Source organism: Luteimonas sp. MC1572 (genome assembly GCF_016615815.1).
GTDB lineage: Bacteria > Pseudomonadota > Gammaproteobacteria > Xanthomonadales > Xanthomonadaceae > Luteimonas.
This window is the reverse complement of the sequence record NZ_CP067112.1, coordinates 12,361-31,718: the sequence shown is the minus strand read 5'-3', so window position 1 is coordinate 31,718 and position 19,358 is coordinate 12,361. Positions and strand designations below refer to the sequence as shown.

Genomic DNA, 19,358 nt, shown 5'->3' with positions numbered 1-19,358 from the left:
CCTATCCGAAGCCGGGAAACGCCGGCCTCGCGGCCACGAACCCACACCGTGAACTGGCCGATGCGACTGCTTGGGCGGAGCGCAATGTAGCTAGTGAGAGCGCAGCGCACGAAGCCGAGGATGCCTGGCTACAGACTCACACCGCGAGCGAGATGTCCCAGCGAAGCTCTCACACGCACCCGCATTGTCTCACTCGAGCGCTCTGGTACTCAGACGAAGCCGCAAGCGGAAAGGTCACCGCGGCCTACACACTGAAGCTCTAAGCGGCCAACGCCTGAATTAAGCCGACCCGCGAAGCGGGTTCGGCTTGAATGAATTGTTAGGCCTAGCCGTTGCTGGCAAACGAGTCGGCAAGCTGCTTGGGCAACGGTGGGTAGACGTTGTACCAGTCATAGTTGTAGACCTTCTCTCGTTCACGGTCCATGACCTTTGGGGCAACCGGAATATCCGCGCCCGGAGTGCCGCGAGCTTTGCCAACAACAATTGACGTAAGAGCGGGCAACTTGTTGTCGCTGCAGAAGAAGGCGATGTGCCCAAGAATCTTGTCTAGAACGCCGGCAGCATCTTTCTGGTACATCAGCTGCGAGAGACCTTTATAGGTGAAAGTCTGGCGGTTCATCGCGGCCGCGACCAGGATCTGCCAAGCCTGTAGCGCACGATCTGGGTGATTTGATGAAGGATTGAATTTCTTCACAGCGCGATGCTCCTAGAGGCCTAACACCTGAATTAAGCCGCGCCGCGAAGCGGCGTCGGCTTGAATGAATTGTTAGGCCGCGACACCGAGCTCGCGACCAGCCAGAAGCTTGCAGACGCGCAAAGCATGAGTAGTGCTGGCACTACGACGTCTATGGCCAGGTAGACATAGTTCTGGAGAGGAGTCGGGCGCGACAGATCTGAGTAGTAGAAGACAACACGGAAGATCGCATCTGAGACGAAGAGCCACGCGAAAGATGACAGAAGCGAGAAAAACAGAACTTGGCTGCTCCGCGTCCGCAATGCGCGCATCATTCTCCAGCATCCCGCCAGTACAGCAAGCAGGCCCACTGCAGCAACGACGCCTAGAATTTCGTTGGGTCCCATTGAATTCTCCCCGCGGCCTAACGCCTGAATTAAGCCGCGCCGCGAAGCGGTGTCGGCTTGAATGAATTGTTAGGTGCGCAGTGCTGCAAGTCTGCGCTCCACTTGCTCTCGATCTACGTAACGCGCCATGACCGGCCACTGCTCGTGAAACATTGACTTGTATAGGTCGTACGCAAATCCGACCCCAAGAATGAATGTGCCAATCGCGAGCAAGTAATGAAGCCACCGAAGCGGACCACCATAGTGGAACACCACAAGGAAAAGGGCCGCGGAGCCTAGCCAGACCACGCCGGTACTCAGCCAGAAGCCCCAGCTCCTAGGCTTCACGCTCGCCGTATCCAAGGCCTTAAGCAGTCCTTTGAGAATGCGCTCTTCTTGCTTCGGACTCATAGGACTCCCCGTGCGCACCTAACGCCTGAATTAAGCCGCGCCGCGAAGCGGCGTCGGCTTGAATGAATTGTTAGGTGCCATCTACGCACCTGAGGAACGCGTATGCGGATGCTGGAACGGGATGCTTGAGCTGGCCGCCAGCATAGTTAGCCACTGCGAAGTCTCTAAGGAAGTTGATGCTAAAGCCGTCACCAGAGACGACGACCGAAGGCAAATAACTGGCGGGTGTTGAGTCCCACCCATCTCGGTTGGCGATCAGCAGTGCGTCAAGCTGCCGGAACTCAGGCGACCCTGGGGCGATGCGGCACGTTTGTACCGGTGATCCGTTTGAGTGGATATTCAACACAAGCGGCCTGTCCGCAGGAAGCTCAAGGCCGAGCAGCTGTCCACAGCCCGTCAAGATTACGAGAGAAAGAGCCAGGATTACCGCGCGATCTGACATGGCACCTAACGCCTAAGTTAAGCCGCGCCGCGAAGCGGTGTCGGCTTGAATGAATTGTTAGCGCCGATCACGGCATTCTGGGGCAGTAGTTCATGTCTGCTCCGCTGAGCCAAGAGCTCAAAGCACGTTGCCAGTCTGACGTTCTGGAACGATTGCCCAAGGTGTAGCCAATCTTTACATTCACCCTAGTGCCCTCTTCCGACTTCGCGAAATCCACAACCGACATCAAGTGCCCCAATGAGCTGTTTATCTGGATCGAAGGCGGCCTAGCAGGCGATGGTGGTGCACTAGCAATGATGTAATTTGCTGCGTCAGCCCAACAATGGACGGCATTGGATTGAATGATGGCGTAGGCATCAGCGACAGACTTGCTCGTAGTGAATGTCGCCACCCCCGCCGACTCATTTACCCTAAGGTTAGCGGCACTTTGCACGCAACCGGCGAGCAGCATACAGACCATGGCAAAAATGATGGGCTTGCTCACTGGCACTCCTTGAGAGTCGATATGGGCGCTAACGCCTGAATTAAGCCGCGCCGCGAAGCGGTGTCGGCTTGAATGAACTGTTAGCGCTCGCCTCGGGAGGCCACCAAAACTGAGCGCATGATCTTGCGGACTGTACCGCTCGGCCTGAAAGTCCAACAGGAAACAGATCGCGTCGTTTCAGCTCCTCCCAGAACGCGAGGCCGCCACTTGCCTCAACTGGGACCATGATTGGCTCAGCGGCCTCTCGCGTAAATACGTAGAAGCAATCGCTGCCAAGACCTCCGTCAACGAAGCAAACGGCGCTGACGTTGCGCCAGGGTGAGCTACGACTAGTTGAGCTATTGCCGCGCAATGACTCGTTCACAACAAACCCGTCGTTATCTGACATGACAGCAAAATGCGACCACCAGCCGCCGGCTGATCTAAAGAGCGAACGAATGGCCGATATGACTTTCAAGAGCGCTAACGCCTGAATTAAGCCGCGCCGCGAAGCGGTGTCGGCTTGAATGAACTGTTAGCGCTCGCCTCGGGAGGCCACCAAAACTGAGCGCCTGATCTTGCGGACTGTACCGCTCGGCCTGACAGTCCAGCAGGAAACAGATCGCGTCGTTTCAGCTCCTCCCAGAACGCGAGGCCGCCACTTGCCTCAACTGGGACCATGATTGGCTCAGCGGCCTCTCGCGTAAATACGTAGAAGCAATCGCTGCCAAGACCTCCGTCAACGAAGCAAACGGCGCTGACGTTGCGCCAGGGTGAGCTACGACTAGTTGAGCTATTGCTGCGCAATGACTCGTTCACAACAAACCCGTCGTTATCTGACATGACAGCAAAATGCGACCACCAGCCGCCGGCTGATCTAAAGAGCGAACGAATGGCCGATATGACTCTCAAGAGCGCTAACGCCTGAATTAAGCCGCGCCGCGAAGCGGCGTCGGCTTGAATGAATTGTTAGGGCTCATACGGCGAAGTGTTTGTAACCGAATCGATCCTAAAGAAAATTCGCTTACCCGCCTTTGGCCATCTCACATCTCTTTCCACCACTACGCCCATGAAATCTGCTTCGACGTGACTGGAGAAGTCGATGCCCAGCTCGCTGAATGCAGCTAAGCCTCTGTCCGCGGGGTCAAACACACCCACGAGCTCGCGCCAATCGTTGCTGCCACATGGCTCGATAAAGCTTCCATGGGGCGTATTGACCAAGCATCCGTGCGTAACGACCGACTGGCCGATCAGGTTGGCTCTGCTCTTTGCCAGGACCGCAATCTCAATGCGGTCCGGGTCCGACGCCACTCCTACGAGCGGGATCGCCAGTAGCAGTGCAGCTACAGCCGGATGGACGCGCAGATTGGTCATGAGCCCTAACGCCAGAATTAAGCCGTGCCGCGAAGCGGCATCGGCTTGAATGAATTGTTAGGCCGCGCTGCCAAACGCGATCCTTAACGGGGCAGCAGCCTGGTTAATGCCTAGCCCAGTAGCGCCGGCGGCTAGGCCAAATAGGAGTGGATGCTGCTGCAAGTTCTGCACGATATAGATCAAGTAGTAGCCGCAGCCAATTCCTATACCTAGCAAGATCAGACCAATTAAAACCCTCGTGGCAAGTGACGGGCTCTTCGAATTGATCAGGCGTGCACCGCCAACGACCACCCCGCCAGCAACTGCGACCGGAATTAGAAGGTCAATGTTGAGCCAGTCCATGATGCCACCAAAGCGGCCTAACACCAGAATTAAGCCGTGCCGCGAAGCGGCATCGGCTTGAATGATTTGTTAGGCCGCGCCCTACCTGCGCTTTCCCATACCGTACGCGCCCACTGTGCGTCTACTTGGAGCAGCCCTTGGGGTCCTGTTGTCGTAGTGGTCGGGAAGCCGGCCCGTCGGCATTGCATGAGTCACGCGCCGATCTTCGAATCTCAACTTCTTACCGTTCTTCTGGTTAACTTCTTTAGCCAGTTCTAGCAGTGCGTTGTACTTGGACATCGTCAAGCCGTGATCTGCCTTAACGTGCTTAGTTAGCCCAGATGTGGAGAACGTCAGATGGCAAATATAGCATTCCTTCTGTATTAGGCGCATTCCTATTTCCCTAGGCGACGAAGTTGAGGCCTAACGCCGGAACTATGGCGCGTTGCGAACCGATGCCGGATTGGAATAATTATTAAGCGACTTTGCTAAAGTTTGCGGGACACCGTTCCTATCTACCTTCACGCGCATCTCTAGAGAAAACTTCTCGAGCACGTTTCGATGTGAATAGATAGATCAACCACGGAACCATGAGCACCGCTGCCACTATCACTCCGTCTCTCGCATATGTGACTTCTTCTAAGCTTTCGGCAAATAAGAATCCAGCTGCAGGCCCAGTGAGGGACAGGAGAAAATATGCAAGAAACATCCAACGGAATGATTCTCTCCGCTCTAACAAGCTGTACAGCAGAAGAAAGCACAATCCAGCCAAAAACAGCTGAATGAACACCTGATATGCAGCTACCGGATGCGTTAGAACTTGAAGAACCGCATTCGGGGGTATTCCGGAAAGGCGCGCATCGCCGTAGGCAATGAGTCCGTTCATGAGGTCGCGCACTACGTAAAGGATGATAAAAACGGCGAGAATCTTTAACGGAGCGGTTAGAGGCCTTTCTTTCATATGTCCTCGCGAATTATCAGTTAGACAGAATATTCCGCACTTGGCTAGAAATTACGAGGCGCCCCATCGAGTCTGAGCTGGAGCTTCCATTGGCCTACTTTCTCACGCAGACAAACTGGCAAAGGTTGTCCCCAGCGCTCATGAAGAAAACTCGTCTTTTCTGTTGATCTGAGTATCCAAACTCGCACATCACATTGTTGCCCCGTGATCCAATGATCCCGGATAACGCGCAAAATTGGTACTTCTGAGAGAACTCAGCAGTGCTTACCCTGACGCTACACATACTGTGTGTCTTCTCTCCAGCCCAAACGACCTGGCTGTTTCTGCTGCCGGATTCCACTAATGTGCACGAACTAGAATCTATCTGAAGATGATCGAAGCCTGCGTCTGCAGCGAGCAACTGATTCGAGTGCAGCAAGAGCATAAGTAGCAGCGGTGCGATTTTCACCTCGTCTCCCTCCGTGTGTAGTTCATCCTTTCCCCCTTTGCCACGATGTGACGCTTAGCGGCCTAACGCCTGAATTAAGCCGCGCCGCGAAGCGGTGTCGGCTTGAATGAATTGTTAGGCGCGTCCCGTATCGTTCTGCACCTCACGTTTCTCGGCAGTTCTGAATTACGTGCTTGAATGCTAGCTCAGACGGTGTGGAGGGGATCTGCTTTGCCGCACAGAGAGCCTGTTCTCGTTCTTCGTCGCTGGAGCTTGCATCAGTAGCTGTTCCACAAAGCTGGTAGCCCCAGCGAACTATTTGATCAGTCCCACCCCTCTGCGCGTACTCACGGATGCACTCCTCCCTGTCGATTTCGCTCGTGCATGCGGTCGCGAAGATCGTGACCACGAAGAAGGTGGAGAGCTGTAGGGCCTTGGCTGGCATAGATGACACCTCGGCGAAATAGATGAAGACGCGCCTAACGCCAGAATTAAGCCGTGCCGCGAAGCGGCATCGGCTTGAATGAATTGTTAGGCCCCAGTGCCCGCATATGGAGCCTTGCACACAGGGCAAAGGTGCGAAGCAATATGACTTAGCTTGGCGGGAACCGGAGACAAGCGCACCAACTTGCCGCTAGTGTCGTAGCACCCCGAGCAATACGGCCCGTCGGAGCCGTCCTTGAAGTAGGCCCCTGCCTTGAACTGGAGGTCCGGCTTAGGTGCTTCGACTGCGGCCAGTTGCGCCTTAAGCCTGGTGTTCTCGTCCAGCACGGTCGCCAATGCGGACTTGAGCTGAGCAAGCTCTAAGCCAAGGTCGGCGAGCGCGTTGCTGAACTCCGAGTTCTCGACGTTCTTATTGATCTCGCGCAGGCGAGACACGATCTGTATCGAATTTGCTACCGCTGCAAAAACTGTGGCTGCCATCGCTGCTTCCTATGGGGCCTAACGCCTGAATTAAGCCGCGCCGCGAAGCGGCGTCGGCTTGAATGAATTGTTAGGTGGCGCTGCCGTTCCCTGAGCGCATTCCGGGTTTGGGAATGCTCCAGAGTCCTTCGGCACGACCTTTACTGTCCAGTGCTTCTCTAGCCGTGCAATGACCTTGCCTGAAAAGGTATGGGCTGCATCAATGTCCCGGCCACGAGAAAACCCTACAGCAACGTCGTAGGGATTGAGGCCCATGTTGCCTGCCGTCAGTCCATGACCAGCATCTGCCTCAACCCCGACATGGATTAGCCTCCCGTCTGTGTGCATATTCGTTCCGGTGGCGCCCATGACTTTAAGGTCATCTGCAGTAGATTTGCTTCCGTCGACGTAGCGCATACGCTCATCACGCGCAACGGACTGAAGTGTCTGCTTGAACAAGTCTACGCCGCGGTCATTCGCAAGGCAGAGTTGAACCGTCAGAAAAGCGTGCTCTCCTGGAGTGCAAGAGGAGAGGAGCAACATACTCGCCAATGCTGAGAGGAAGACTTTGTGGGCAGGCATCTTTCGACGGACTCTCATAGCCACCTAACGCCTGAATTAAGCCGCGCCGCGAAGCGGCGTCGGCTTGAATGAATTGTTAGGCCGCTCGCCGAGAAGCGATGCGCGAGAAGCCTACAAAGGACCAGAATGCTATTGCCAGCCCTAGCCACGCGATGGATATGCGGGCTAGCGTGGCAGCAATCTCCAGATTGGGGAAGGACGTCAGTGGGTAATTGCCATGTATTACCGGCCACACCTGCTTCTGCCAGAAGTCCGTGTAGACACCCACAGAGACCCAAAGCGGCACAGCCCATCCACTGGAGAGTAGAGCGACCAATGCTGCGATGGCTCTAGCTCGATTCATAGTGGTTCCCCATGAGCGGCCTAACGCCTGAATTAAGCCGCGCCGCGAAGCGGTGTCGGCTTGAATGAACTGTTAGCGCTCGCCTCGGGAGGCCACCAAAACTGAGCGCCTGATCTTGCGGACTGTACCGCTCGGCCTGACAGTCCAGCAGGAAACAGATCGCGTCGTTTCAGCTCCTCCCAGAACGCGAGGCCGCCACTTGCCTCAACTGGGACCATGATTGGCTCAGCGACCTCTCGCGTAGATACGTAGAAGCAATCGCTGCCAAGACCTCCGTCAACGAAGCAAACGGCGCTGACGTTGCGCCAGGGTGAGCTACGACTAGTTGAGCTATTGCCGCGCAATGACTCGTTCACAACAAACCCGTCGTTATCTGACATGACAGCAAAATGCGACCACCAGCCGCCGGCTGATCTAAAGAGCGAACGAATGGCCGATATGACTTTCAAGAGCGCTAACGCCTGAATTAACCCGTGCCGCGAAGCGGCATCGGGTTGAATGAATTGTTAGGTGCCGGGCGAGTTGTTACGCAGGAACTGATAGTCCGACTCTTGAACATGTTTGGTCCAAAGTTGTCCGTTGTGATGTGTGAGAACGCTGCCACCAACGAACTGAAGGGTCATGTTGCCGTCCGAGACAAATATTCCACCGCTGGGAGTAGTGGCGTAATACTTCGACCAGCCAGTCTGGTTCCGCGCCATCCAGTTCTCGAGTTCTTGATATGCGGGGGTTCCAGGCTGGATGTGTTGAGCCTTTGTGCCGTCACGAACCGAGATCTGTGTGTTCGGAGCTACAGCTAGTTCAAGCCGTGTGCTGCATGCTGCGAGCAGAAGAAGGCTTGTCAGTATCAGCTTGCGCATAATTCTCACCGGCACCTAACACCAGAATTAAGCCGAGCCGCGAAGCGGCTTCGGCTTGAATGAATTGTTAGGCCTCAATGCGAAGGCCATACCTTGCCCCCATAGCTCGGGGCCCCACCGACAAGCTGAGAGTTGCATTGCTTGCAGTGAAAGCCAGCCTCATGACCCGCTACGCGGCCATCGTACTCATACCACTCAACGAAGGTTGGGAGTTGGAACAAGCTCTCGATACGCTCTTGGGAAATCACACAATTGAAATAGACGCTTTGTACTGCGCCATTACCCCACCAGTCCCCTGATGCGCCGACCTCAATGCCAGAAGACCGAGCCAGTGACTCGATCCCTTGTAGATGCTCACACGTGAGAAGTTCTGTCATGAGGCCTAACACCTGAATTAAGCCGCGCCGCGAAGCGGCGTCGGCTTGAATGAATTGTTAGGCCCGCTCACGGCAGCAGTTGGATGCCGAACTGACGGACCAGCAATGCGAATAGCCCGAAGCAAACTACTGTGATTCCAGCGCTGGCCAACATGGTAAGCCAGAAGCCGAGACGAGGCAGAAGGAGCGGGAACGCCAGGAACATGGGCAGTGTTGGCACCACGTACCAGAACGTGTACCAGGCGTGGTTGGAAATCTTGGCTTGCGGCTGCTTCTCAACGTAGAGCCAGATGAGCGCAAGGAATGTCACCAGCGGGAGCGCAGCAATGAACCCGCCGAGCTTGTCACTCCGCTTTGCTGCCTCCGACACAAGGACGACGACCGCAGCAGTGAGCAGGTACTTTGTGATCAGCCAGCCCATAGTGTGTTCTCCAAGCGGGCCTAACACTTAGTAGATTCCAGAAACGAAGTGTAATCCGTTACTGACGCACCTTGTCTGACAAGCTGATCCCGCTGCAACCCATTCCAGATCAAGTGCTTGGCTTATTTTTGCATGGCTCGTCTGCGGTAATGATTCCGGGAAATACTGCAGGAATGGAGTGCTATGTCGTATCACCGCAAGGATGCGGCGGTACCCGGTGATTCTCAGGATCGCCGGTCGGCTCCGGCTCGGCAACGCGACGCAGCTGTGTCGGCGTCGACACCACCTGCCCGCGCACCCGCCAACGCGCCACCCCCACGCCTTCTCGATCAGGTCCGCGCCCGCTGTCGTGCCAAGCACTACAGCATCCGCACCGAGCGGGCGTATGTGAGCTGGGCGCGGCGCTTCGTGCTGGCCAACGCTCGGCGCCATCCTCGGGAGCTCGGTGCCTTGGAGGTCGAGGGCTTCCTGTCGACGCTCGCGGTGCGGCATGACGTGGCGGCCAATACGCAGAACCAGGCGCTGTCCGCGCTGCTGTTCCTCTACAAGGAGGTGCTGGGCATCGACCTGCCGTGGATGGAGTCGGTGACGCGGGCGAAGCGTCCCAAGAAGCTGCCGGTGGTGTTGTCGCACGACGAAGTGCGGCGCCTGTTGGCGCTGGTCGATGGGCAGGTTGGCCTGATGGCGTCGCTGTTGTACGGCGCGGGGATGCGCCTGATGGAGGCGGTGCGGCTGCGGGTGAAGGATGTCGATTTCGACCGCCGCGAGATCTGCGTGCGCAATGGCAAGGGTGGCAAGGATCGCCGGGTGCCGCTGCCGCGCAAGGTGGAGGTGCCGTTGCGCGAACAGCTGGAGAAGGTGCGCGTGCTGCACGCCGGCGACCTGCAGGCGGGGTGCGGGGAGGTGTGGCTGCCACATGCATTGGGGCGCAAGTATCCCAATGCGGCGCGGGAGTTCGGGTGGCAGTACGTGTTTCCGGCCACGCGGCTTTCGGCGGATCCGCGCACCGGTGCACTGCGGCGCCATCACATCGACGAGGCGGTGCTGCAGCGCGCGGTCAAGTCGGCGCGGGTGGCGGCCGGCATCGACAAGCCGGCGACCTGCCACACGCTGCGGCATTCGTTCGCCACGCACCTCATCGAGTCCGGCCAGGACATCCGCACGGTGCAGGAGTTGCTGGGACACAAGGATGTCGCCACGACGCAGATCTATACGCACGTGTTGGGTCGCGGCGCCGGTGGTGTCTTGAGTCCACTCGATCGTTACTGACGCTTCACCCACGCGGCAGCGGCAGCCCCCGGAACGCCTTCACCGTGCGCAGCACGAAGCTCGAGTTCACGTCGCCCACGCCGGGTTGGCCGAGGAGGCGGTCCAGCAGGAAACGCGAGAAATGTTCCAGGTCGCGCACGGCGATCTGCAGCAGGTAGTCCATGTCGCCGGTGAGGGCGTGGCACGCGACCACTTCGTCCCAGGCGTTGACGGCGCTGGCGAAGGCGGCCACCGATGGGGCGTCGTGGCGCTTCAGGCGGATGCGCACGAAGGCCGCGAGGCCGAGGCCCAGGTGTTCGGGGTCGACGTGCGCGTGGTAGCCGGCAATCACGCCGTCGCGCTCCAGCCGTTGCACGCGCCGCAGGCAGGCGGAGGGCGAGAGGTGCACGCGTTCGGCCAGCTCGGTGTTGCTCAAGCGGCCGCGGGTCTGCAGTTCGGCGAGCAGTTGCAGGTCGATGCGGTCGAGGTCGGCGGTGGGCATGGGTCGGCTCCGTAAGGCCGTGGGCGACGGTGGCGGTGCGGGCCGGCGTCGGACTCGGGCCTGCGCCGGCGAAGGCTGCCGTGGTGTCGGATGCCGAGCCAGCGCACCGCCATTCGAGCGCTCACCTTGCCGCAGGCTCTCTGTTGTTGCAGCGACAACGCTACACACGGTTGATTGTTGCACGGAAGCCGCATTATGACGCAACAGACACAACCATGTTGCGGGGTTTCGGCGCTAGAGTCTTTCAGGTCGTGCCTTTTTCACCGTCTTTCGCGCCGGCCCTGCATCTGCCGTGCCGCCAGGAGTCCGCCATGTCCAGCCAGTCCCAGCCGCGCCGCGTCGAGAACCTGCACACCGACAAGGGCAAGGTGCCGGTGTACGCGACGGGCATCGTCGAGCAGCCGTGGGACGACTATTCCGCCGACGACCACGCCACGTGGGCCACGCTCTACGCGCGCCAGCGCGAGCTGCTGGTCGGCCGCGCCAGCAGCGAGTTCCTGCGTGCGCAGGATGCGATGGGCATGACGCCGGACCGTATTCCGCGCTACGCGCAGTTGAACGCGGTGCTTGAGAAGGCGACCGGTTGGACGTTGATCGGCGTGGAGGGCCTGCTGCCGGAGCTCGATTTCTTCGAGCACTTGGCCAACCGGCGCTTCCCGGTGACGTGGTGGATCCGCCGGCCGGACCAGCTCGACTACATCGAGGAGCCGGACCTGTTCCACGATCTGTTCGGCCACGTGCCGCTGCTGATGAACCCGGTGTTCGCCGACTACATGGCCGCCTACGGGCGCGGCGGGGTGAAGGCGCACGCGATCGGGCCGGATGCGCTGCAGAACCTGACGCGGCTGTACTGGTACACGGTCGAGTTCGGGCTGATCCGCGAGGCCGACGGCCTGCGCATCTACGGCAGCGGCATCGTGTCATCGAGCGGGGAGTCGGTGCATGCGCTGGAGTCGGCGGCGCCCAACCGCATCGGCTTCGACCTGGAGCGGGTGATGCGCACGCGCTACCGCATCGACAGCTACCAGAAGACCTATTTCGTCATCGACAGCTTCGAGCAGCTGATGGACGCGACGCGGCCGGACTTCACGCCGGTCTATGCGCGCCTGGCCACCCAGGACGCGATTCCGGCCGGCACGGTGCTCGAGACCGACACCGTGCTCCAGCGCGGCACCGGCGAGGGCTGGCCGACCGACGCCGACGCCTGAGGGCGTCGCCCGGCGACCTGCCGGGCGCGGCACAGGCACCCACGCTCCCGACGGAGCGTCCGTTCCGCAGTGTTCCGTCCCCCGACCCGCCGTGCACGCCTGCGCGGGGGACAATACGCGGATGACTTCTCCCCTGCTTTCCGCCCTCGCGCGGGCGCTTGCGCTTGCCCTCGTCGTCCCCGCCGTCGCCCATGCCGCGCCGGCCGACAGCCCTCGGCAGCCTGAGGCTGCCTCCCCCACCACCCTCGACCGCGTCATCGTCGAAGCCACCCGGCTGCGCACGGTGCCAGCCTTCGACACGCCCGCCTCCACGGCCACGGTGGATCTCTCCGGCGAGCGCTCCAACGCCAGCGCCGATGTCTCCGAGGTGCTGCGTGGCATCCCGGGCCTGCTCGCGCGTGACCGGCAGAACCTGGCGCAGGACACGCAGCTGTCGATCCGCGGCTTCGGCGCGCGCGCGACGTTCGGGGTGCGCGGACTGCGGCTGTATGCGGACGGCATTCCGGCGTCGATGCCGGATGGCCAGGGCCAGCTGTCGCACTTCAGCCTTGCCGGCGCGGAGCGCATCGAGGTGCTGCGTGGTCCGTTCTCGGCGCTGCACGGCAACTCGTCGGGCGGCGTGGTGTCGATCCACAGCGCCGACGGGCAGGCCGGCGATCCGTGGCGGCTGCGGGCGACGGTCGGCAGCGACGGCACGTGGACCGGCGCGGCGCGGCTGCTTGGCGGCAACGACATCGTCGGCTACAACTTCGCGGTCTCGCGCCTGGATACCGACGGCTGGCGCGACCATTCGGCGGCGCGGCGCGACGTGGCCAACCTCAAGCTGGGCGTAGACTTGGGCGGGCGCCGCAAGCTCACGTTCGTCCTCAACCACGTCGACATCCCCGAGGCGCAGGATCCGCTCGGGCTGACCGCGGCGCAGATGCGCGACGATCCGCGGCAGGCGGTGGCCAATGCCTACGTCTTCGACACGCGCAAGAGCGTGCGCCAGTCGCAGGGCGGCGCGATCTACGAGCACGGGTTGGGTGATGCGCACGCGCTGCGCCTCTCGGCCTGGGGCGGCGACCGCGAGGTGATGCAGGTGCTGCCGATCCCGGCGGCGCCGCAGCGCAATCCGCTGCATTCGGGCGGGGTGATCGATCTCGACAACCGCTACGCGGGCTTCGATGCGCGCTGGTCGTGGAGCGGCAGCCTGGCCGCGCGACCGCTGGAGCTCTCGGCGGGTGCCAGCGGCGAGCGCCAGCGGCAGCGGCGGCGCGGCTTCGAGAACTTCGTCGGCGACGCGCTCGGCGTGCGCGGTGCGCTGCGTCGCGACGAGCGCAACGAGGTGGAGACCGATGATCTCTACGCGCAGGCCTGGTGGCAGTTCGCGCCGCGCTGGTCGCTGCTGCTGGGTGCACGCCACAGCGAGGTCGGCTTCACCTCGAGCGATCGCTACGTCGCCGAAGGCAATCCGGACGACAGCGGGCGCGTGGACTATGCGGAAACCTCGCCGGTGGCCGGCATCACCTTCGCGCCGTCGGAGCACCTGCGGCTGTACGCCTCGGTCGGACGCGGCTTCGAGACGCCGACCTTCAACGAGCTGTCGTACCGCAGCGATGGCGGCGCGGGCCTCGCCTTCGGGCTGCGCCCGGCGGTCAGCGACAACCACGAGCTCGGCCTGAAGTGGCGCACGCCCACCGGTGGCCTGCTCGAGGCGGCGCTGTTCCGCGCCGACACCGATGACGAGATCGCGGTGGCCACGAATGTCGCGGGGCGCAGCAGCTACCGCAACGCCGGCAGTGCGCGCCGCCAGGGCGTGGAGCTGGCGTTGCTGCAGCCTCTGGGTGACGCCTGGGACCTGCAGCTGGCGGCGACGCAGCTGGAAGCGGAATTCCGCGGCGGCGCGGCGGCGGGCGGTGGCACGGACATGGCCGGCCGCATCCCCGGCGTGCCCGAGCGCCACGCCTTCGCGCGCCTGCAGTGGCAGGGTGGTCCGTGGAGCGCGGCGTTCGAGGCCGAGGCCATGGGCGACGTGATGGTCAACGATGCCGGCAGCGAGTCGGCAGCCGGTTACGGCCTGCTGCACGTCGAGGCCTCGCGGCGCTGGCCGACGGCGGCCGGCCCGGTGCGCGTGTTCGCGCGCGTCGACAACCTGCTCGACCGCGAGCATGTCGGCTCGGTGATCGTCAACGAAGGCAACGGCCGGTTCTACGAGCCGGGCGGCGGACGCGGCTGGCTGCTCGGGTTCGAATGGGAGTTCGACCGGCGCTAGCGGCACGCCTCGACCGCGACGCCCGGCCTGCAGCCGCGCCGCCCTTGGGCGACAATGCGCGCTGGTCCGTCGTCGAGAATCGTCACGCCATGGCTGCTTCCGGTCCCGTTTCCCTCACCCGCCACCTGATCGAGGCGCAGCGCGCCGGGCACATCGAGCCCGACCTGCGGCTCTTGATCGAGGTGGTGGCGCGCGCCTGCAAGTCGATCTCGGTGGCGGTCGGGCGCGGCGCGCTTGGCGGGGTGCTGGGCGATGCGGTCTCGGCCGCGGGCGGCGACAGCGTCAACGTGCAGGGCGAGGCGCAGAAGAAGCTGGACGTGCTGTCCAACGAGATCCTGCTCGAGGCCAATGCCTGGGGCGGCCATCTCGCCGCCTGCGCTTCGGAAGAGATGGAGCACTGCCAGCCGATCCCGGACGCGTATCCGCGTGGCGCCTACCTGCTGCTGTTCGATCCGCTGGACGGCTCCAGCAACATCGACGTCAACGTGTCGGTGGGCACCATCTTTTCGGTGCTGCGCTGCCCGGAAAACGTGGAGACGGTCGGCGACGAGCACTTCCTGCAGCCGGGCACCGCGCAGGTCGCCGCCGGCTACTGCGTGTACGGCCCGCAGACCACGCTGGTGCTGACCATCGGCCAAGGGACGCATGCGTTCACGCTGGACCGCGAGCAGGGCGCATTCGTGCAGACCCGCAGCGACATCCGCATCCCGGGCGAGACCCGCGAGTTCGCCATCAACATGTCCAACCAGCGCCACTGGGAGCCGGCGATGCAGGGCTACGTGGAGGAACTGCTGGCCGGCCGCGAAGGCCCGCGCGGCAAGGACTTCAACATGCGCTGGGTGGCGTCGATGGTCGCGGACGTGCACCGCATCCTCACCCGCGGCGGCATCTTCATCTATCCCTGGGACCGCAAGGACCCGGGCAAGCCGGGCAAGCTGCGGCTGATGTACGAGGCCAACCCGATGGCGATGCTGGTGGAGCAGGCCGGCGGCGCCGCCACCGATGGCCGCGGCCGCATCCTCGACATCGCGCCGACCACGCTGCACCAGCGCGTGCCGGTGTTCCTGGGGTCGAAGGCCGAGGTCGAGTTGGCCACGCGCCAGCATCGCGAGCACGACGCCGCGAACGCGGTCGCGACCACCGCATGACTTCCGCGATCGGCTGACGCGGCGATGGGCGCCACCCACGACTTCATCGAGGTCACCCCCGGCGCGCTGGATGCCGCGACCTGCGCGGCGATCGTCGAACGCATCCGCGCCAGCGACGCGCTGCAGCCGGGGCGCGTCGGCAGCGGCGTGTTTCCCGAGCTGAAGAAAAGTCGCGACATCGCGCTGACGGGACGTCCCGACTGGGCGGACGTGGAGCAGGCGCTCAATGTCGCGGTGTACGGCGGCCTGCTCGCGTACCTGCGGCGCTACCCGCAGGCGCTGATCGCGCCGCTGATGCTGCAGCAGCCGGGGGAGGACGGCGCGCTGCGCCGGCTTGCGGCCGACGACATCGCCGCCATGGACGATGCGGCGCTGGGCCGGCTGGCGATGACCTGCCTGCGCCCGGGCAGCGTGAACCTGCAGTGGTACCGCGCCGACGAAGGCGGCTATCCCTACTGGCACTGCGAGCTGTACCCGCGCGACGCGCCGTGCGAAACCCTGCACCGCCACCTGCTGTGGACGATCTACCTCAACGACGGCTACGACGCGGGCGAAACCGAGTTCCTGTTCCAGGAGCGCAAGGTGGCGCCGCGCACCGGCGACCTGCTGATCGCGCCGACCGCGTTCACCCACACCCATCGCGGCAACCGGCCGGCGGGCGGCGACAAGTTCATCGCCACCAGCTGGATCCTGTTCCAGCGCGCGGAAGCCCTGTTCCCCGCCGGCACGTAACGCCGCGGTGCCTGCTCAGTGCGGCTCGCGGCCGTGGTTGAGCACCAGCCAGTACAGCCCGACCTGCTTCACCGCCCACACGAACTGGCCGAAATCGACCGGCTTGCGGATGTAGCTGTTGGCGCCGAGCGCATAGCTGGCCTCGACATCGAACGGCTCCGCGCTGGTGGTCATCACCACCACCGGCAGGCTGCGCGTGCGCTCGTGGCTGCGGATCGCCTGCAGCACCTCGCGGCCGTCGACCTTCGGCAGGTTCAGGTCGAGCAGCACGATCGACGGCAGGTCATCAGGGTCGCGGCCGGCGTGCGCGCCGCGCGCGAACAGGTAGTCGAGCGCCGCGGCGCCGTCGGTGACCACGGTGAGCGCGTTGGCGATGTTGGCTTCGGCGAACGCGATGCGCGTCAGCTCGACATCGTCGGGGTTGTCTTCGACCAGCAGGATCGGCCGCGTGCTCATGGCGCGGTGCCGTGTGCGCCGGGGGCCGTGTCGATGCGCGTTTCGCCTCGTGGCAGCAGCACGTGGAACGTGCAGCCCTCGCCGGCGCGCGCGTCCACGGTGATCGTGGCGCCGTGGCGTTCGGCGATGCGCTGCGCGATGGCCAGGCCGAGCCCGTGGCCACCACCTTCGTCCGTGCCGTGCAGGCGCTGGAACGGCTCGAAGATGCGTTCGGCGCGCGCGGGATCGAAACCGGTGCCGTGGTCGCCGACCGAGATGCGCACATGGTCGCCCACGCGTTCCGCAGTCACCGCCACCGACACCCGGTCGCGGCTGCGCGAGAACTTCCAGGCGTTGTGCAGCAGCTGCTCCAGCAGCAGCTTCAGCTGGCGCTCGTCGGCGCGCACCACGATGCCGGGCTGCACGTGCAGCTCGGCCGCGCGCGTGGGGTCGGCATCCTGCAGCTCGGCAAGCGTCCACTCCGCGAGCAGGCTGGCATCGACGTCGGTGCAGCTGAGCGGTGTGCGCCCGGCGCGCGACAGCGCCAGCAGGCCGTCGATCAGCGTGGCCATGCGCGCGGCGGCGGCGCGCACGCGTTCGAGGTGGTCGCGGGCGGTGGCGTCCAGGTCCGCAGCGGCATGCTGCTCGAGCAGCGCGGCGAAGCCTTCGATCGCGCGCAGCGGCGCGCGCAGGTCGTGGGAGACGCCGTGCGACAGCAGCTCGAGATCGCGCTGCGTGGCTGCGAGCTCTGCCCGGGAGTCAGCCAGCTGCTGCGCGAGGTCGGCGTCCGCCGTTGGCGCAACGTGGTCGCGCGGTTCCGCGGCTGGCATCGCGCCGGCCACGGCGTCGGTGCACGCGGACCGGTTGTGCGGGAGTGGCTGCGGCATGCGCATACGGTAGCAAGCCGCCGTGGATACCGCGTATAGGGCCGGTGAATTGGCAGGCGATGCTGCTGCAACGCCTTGCGCTTGGCGCACTTGTCGCTAGCCTGATGCGCGGGCGCCACTGCGGCGCAACGGGGGCATGCGATGTTCGACTGGTTGCGGGACGCGTGGCAGGCGCTGCTGGCCATTCCGCATCTCGGCGTGTATCTGGCCCTGGCCTGGCTGGCGTACCTGCTGGTGCTGGGTGGCTGGATCATCCTGCAGAAGCGCGAACCCGTGGCCACGCTGAGCTGGCTGCTGGGCCTGGCGCTGCTGCCCTACATCGGCCTGCTGGTCTACCACGTGTTCGGACCGCAGCGGATCCACCGCCATCGCCTGCGCCGCGCGCGCAGCCGGGGCCGATTCAAGGCGGACGACGTCGACGCCGGCCACGTCGATGGCGTGGAACTGGCGCGCCTGTCGCAGGCGACCACCGGCCTGCCGCTTTCATCCGCGCGCAACGTGCGCCTGCTGGTCGACGGCGCCGCGAAATACCAGGCGTTGCTGGCCGACATCGCCGAGGCGCGGCACCACGTGCACCTCGAGTACTACATCTACGAGCCGGACCAGACCGGGGCGGCGCTGCGCGACGCGCTCGTCGAGCGTGCGCGTGCCGGCGTTGCCGTGCGCCTGCTGGTCGATGCGGTGGGCTCCGGCGGCGCGCGACGGTTCTTCAAGCCGCTGCTCGACGCGGGCGGCGAAGTGGCGTGGTTCCATCCGATGCGCCTGGGCCAGTTCTGGCACCGGCCCTGGGCCAACCTGCGCACGCACCGCAAGATCGTGGTGATCGACGGCCGCGTCGCCTACACCGGCGGCATGAACGTGGCCGACGCCCAGGACGAGCGCCTTGGCGACCATGCCTATCGCGACCTGCACCTGCGCCTGGAAGGCGACGTGGTGCGCGTGCTGCAGCTGGTGTTCGCGGAGGACTGGACCTATGCCACCGGCCGCCGTGATTTCCTGTCCGATGTCGCGCGTGAAACCCCGCGCGAACCGGAACCCGGGCCGATCCGCGCGCAGGTGCTCACCTCGGGTCCCGACTCGCCCTGGGAGGCGATCCACCGCCTGCATGTGTCCACCATCCACGCCGCGCGCAAGCGCGTGTGGATGACCACGCCGTACTTCGTGCCCGGCGAGGCGGCGATGATGGCCCTGAGTTCCGCCGCCATGGCCGGCCTGGATGTGCGCCTGCTGGTGCCGCGCGACAGCGACTCGAAACTGGTCACCCTGGCTGCGCGCTCGTACTTCGGCGCACTGCTGCTGGCCGGAGTGAAGGTGCACGAGTACGGCCCGCGCATGCTGCACAGCAAGACCCTGCTGGTCGACGATGACCTGGCGATCATCGGCAGCGCCAACTTCGACCATCGCAGCTTCCGGCTGAACTTCGAGGTCTCGGTGTTGTTCGACGACGCCGGTATCGCCGGCGAGCTGGCCACCCTGATCGAAGGCGAGATGGCCAGTGCGCCGCGCGTGCACCGCGGGCGGCCGCGTTCGCTGCTGGGTGCGCGCATGCCCGAAGCGCTGGCGCGCCTGATGTCGCCGCTGCTTTGATGCCGCGACCGGCGGCGGCACGGGCCGCCCGGACGGCGCGCCTCGGCGGTGGTCGCGACGCCGGCTGCGGTTAGACTTCCGCCATTGTCCCTGGCGGAGCCGATCCATGCCCTGGTTGTTCCTGCTGCTGGCCGTGGCCGCGTTCGCCGTGGCACTCAACACCGCGTCGATGGCGCTGGCCGTGGTCTGCCTGCTTGCCGCGCTCGGCCTGGTGGTCGCCTGGGTGCTGGGCCTGCTGGCACAGCGCGTGGGCAACCAGTCCCGCGACGACAGCATGATGCTCGACCCGGTCGAGCTGCGCCGCCTGCGTGAAGAGGCTGACGCACGGCGTGCGGCGGCCGCGCAGGCGCAGGCGGGCGACGCGCCGGAATCAACCGGCGCCTGACCGCCGCGGTAGACGTTGCGCGCGCATG

The 19,358-nt window shown here is 63.5% G+C and carries 18 protein-coding genes; 7 read left to right on the top strand and 11 right to left on the bottom strand.

Annotated elements, in window-relative coordinates:
* Window positions 1-325: 325 nt before the first annotated feature.
* The 8 genes from JGR64_RS00140 to JGR64_RS00110 form a co-directional block, all read right to left on the bottom strand.
* On the bottom strand, window positions 326-694 hold the full coding sequence (locus JGR64_RS00140) for a hypothetical protein (RefSeq protein WP_199374272.1): 369 nt from the start codon (window positions 692-694) through the stop codon (window positions 326-328).
* A gap of 32 nt (window positions 695-726) precedes the next feature.
* Window positions 727-1,080, bottom strand: coding sequence for a hypothetical protein (locus JGR64_RS13810; RefSeq protein ID WP_234446966.1), 354 nt, complete (start codon window positions 1,078-1,080; stop codon window positions 727-729).
* A gap of 899 nt (window positions 1,081-1,979) precedes the next feature.
* Complete coding sequence (locus JGR64_RS00135) at window positions 1,980-2,396, bottom strand: hypothetical protein (protein WP_199374270.1); 417 nt, start codon at window positions 2,394-2,396, stop codon at window positions 1,980-1,982.
* A 948-nt stretch (window positions 2,397-3,344) separates the two neighbouring features.
* The gene (locus JGR64_RS00130; RefSeq protein WP_199374268.1) at window positions 3,345-3,749 is read right to left on the bottom strand and encodes a hypothetical protein; all 405 of its coding nucleotides are present in this window, start codon (window positions 3,747-3,749) and stop codon (window positions 3,345-3,347) included.
* Between the two features lie 57 nt (window positions 3,750-3,806).
* Entirely contained in the window at window positions 3,807-4,091 is a 285-nt protein-coding gene (locus JGR64_RS00125) for a hypothetical protein (protein ID WP_199374266.1), read from the bottom strand.
* Window positions 4,092-5,989: 1,898 nt separating this feature from the next.
* Window positions 5,990-6,382: a hypothetical protein gene (locus JGR64_RS00120; protein WP_199374264.1), complete on the bottom strand. Its 393-nt coding sequence runs from the start codon at window positions 6,380-6,382 to the stop codon at window positions 5,990-5,992.
* A gap of 30 nt (window positions 6,383-6,412) precedes the next feature.
* A complete protein-coding gene (locus tag JGR64_RS00115) occupies window positions 6,413-6,778 on the bottom strand; it encodes a hypothetical protein (RefSeq protein ID WP_234446965.1) in 366 nt (121 codons plus the stop codon).
* A 1,812-nt stretch (window positions 6,779-8,590) separates the two neighbouring features.
* Complete coding sequence (locus tag JGR64_RS00110; protein ID WP_199374261.1) at window positions 8,591-8,944, bottom strand: DUF3147 family protein; 354 nt, start codon at window positions 8,942-8,944, stop codon at window positions 8,591-8,593.
* A 183-nt stretch (window positions 8,945-9,127) separates the two neighbouring features.
* Between JGR64_RS00110 and JGR64_RS00105 the strand changes: the two genes are divergently transcribed.
* Window positions 9,128-10,213, top strand: a complete 1,086-nt coding sequence (locus JGR64_RS00105) for an integron integrase (protein ID WP_199374259.1) — start codon at window positions 9,128-9,130, stop codon at window positions 10,211-10,213.
* A gap of 4 nt (window positions 10,214-10,217) precedes the next feature.
* Here the strand turns inward: JGR64_RS00105 and JGR64_RS00100 are convergent, their stop codons facing one another.
* Complete coding sequence (locus JGR64_RS00100) at window positions 10,218-10,694, bottom strand: Lrp/AsnC family transcriptional regulator (RefSeq protein ID WP_199374257.1); 477 nt, start codon at window positions 10,692-10,694, stop codon at window positions 10,218-10,220.
* A gap of 311 nt (window positions 10,695-11,005) precedes the next feature.
* Between JGR64_RS00100 and phhA the strand changes: the two genes are divergently transcribed.
* The 4 genes from phhA to JGR64_RS00080 all read left to right on the top strand — a co-directional run bounded on the left by phhA (window position 11,006) and on the right by JGR64_RS00080 (window position 16,036).
* Window positions 11,006-11,902, top strand: a complete 897-nt coding sequence (gene phhA, locus JGR64_RS00095; RefSeq protein ID WP_199374255.1) for a phenylalanine 4-monooxygenase — start codon at window positions 11,006-11,008, stop codon at window positions 11,900-11,902.
* A gap of 121 nt (window positions 11,903-12,023) precedes the next feature.
* A complete protein-coding gene (locus JGR64_RS00090) occupies window positions 12,024-14,156 on the top strand; it encodes a TonB-dependent receptor (protein ID WP_199374253.1) in 2,133 nt (710 codons plus the stop codon).
* 89 nt (window positions 14,157-14,245) lie between these two features.
* Entirely contained in the window at window positions 14,246-15,304 is a 1,059-nt protein-coding gene (locus JGR64_RS00085) for a class 1 fructose-bisphosphatase (protein ID WP_199374252.1), read from the top strand.
* 24 nt (window positions 15,305-15,328) lie between these two features.
* Entirely contained in the window at window positions 15,329-16,036 is a 708-nt protein-coding gene (locus JGR64_RS00080) for a 2OG-Fe(II) oxygenase (RefSeq protein ID WP_199374250.1), read from the top strand.
* Between the two features lie 15 nt (window positions 16,037-16,051).
* Here the strand turns inward: JGR64_RS00080 and JGR64_RS00075 are convergent, their stop codons facing one another.
* Complete coding sequence (locus JGR64_RS00075; RefSeq protein ID WP_199374248.1) at window positions 16,052-16,492, bottom strand: response regulator; 441 nt, start codon at window positions 16,490-16,492, stop codon at window positions 16,052-16,054.
* Window positions 16,489-17,358 carry an ATP-binding protein gene (locus JGR64_RS00070; protein WP_199374246.1) on the bottom strand — a complete coding sequence of 290 codons (870 nt, stop codon included), beginning with the start codon at window positions 17,356-17,358 and terminating at the stop codon, window positions 16,489-16,491. Before JGR64_RS00070 ends, JGR64_RS00075 begins: the two co-directional genes overlap by 4 nt.
* A 141-nt stretch (window positions 17,359-17,499) precedes the next feature.
* Here JGR64_RS00070 and cls point away from each other — a divergent pair, with 141 nt between their 5' ends.
* Both cls and JGR64_RS00060 read left to right on the top strand, forming a co-directional pair.
* Complete coding sequence (gene cls / locus JGR64_RS00065; RefSeq protein ID WP_199374244.1) at window positions 17,500-18,945, top strand: cardiolipin synthase; 1,446 nt, start codon at window positions 17,500-17,502, stop codon at window positions 18,943-18,945.
* 106 nt (window positions 18,946-19,051) lie between these two features.
* Window positions 19,052-19,330: a hypothetical protein gene (locus JGR64_RS00060; protein ID WP_199374242.1), complete on the top strand. Its 279-nt coding sequence runs from the start codon at window positions 19,052-19,054 to the stop codon at window positions 19,328-19,330.
* Window positions 19,331-19,358: the final 28 nt, after the last annotated feature.